This is a genomic window from Mangrovicoccus sp. HB161399, from assembly GCF_013184745.1.
In the GTDB taxonomy this organism is placed as follows: Bacteria; Pseudomonadota; Alphaproteobacteria; order Rhodobacterales; family Rhodobacteraceae; genus Mangrovicoccus.
Map to the genome: position 1 here is coordinate 1 of NZ_JAATVU010000302.1, position 609 is coordinate 609.

Genomic DNA, 609 nt, shown 5'->3' on the forward strand with positions numbered 1-609 from the left:
TTGCCGGGGAGCGGCTGCCTGATGGCCGTCAGCGTGTGGTGCGCCATGGCGCCGGGCCCGAGCGCGACATCCAGACCGGGATCGGAGCGATCCCGGTGCAGCGCCAGAAGGTGCGCGATCGGGCGGAGGGCGTGCCCGACGACAGGAAGATCCGGTTCACCTCGCGCATCCTGCCGCGATGGGCCCGCCGGTCGCGCAGCCTCGACGCGCTGCTGCCGGTGCTCTACCTGCGCGGCGTTTCCACCGGAGACTTCCAAGAGGCGCTCTGCGCGCTGCTCGGGGCCGACGCACCGAACCTGTCACCGGGCGCCATCTCGCGGCTCACGGCGGGCTGGCAGGAGGACTACGACCGCTGGCAGCGCCGCGATCTCTCCGCCCGGCGCTACGTCTACATTTGGGCGGACGGCGTCTACCTGCAGGCCCGGATGGAGCCCGTGGCCGAGTGCATGCTGGTCGTGATCGGGGCAACGCCTGAGGGCCGGAAGGAACTGGTGGGTTTCCAGGTCGGGGTCCGCGAAAGCGCCCAGAGCTGGCGCGAGCTGCTGGTCGATCTCAAGGCCCGCGGTCTGGCGGTCGCGCCGGAACTGGCTGTCGGGGACGGCGCCCTCG

At 71.9% G+C, this 609-nt stretch carries 1 protein-coding gene; it reads left to right on the forward strand.

The window, feature by feature from the left end:
• On the forward strand, nt 1-609 hold a 609-nt coding region (locus HCC78_RS33025), incomplete at both ends, for a transposase (RefSeq protein ID WP_172332879.1).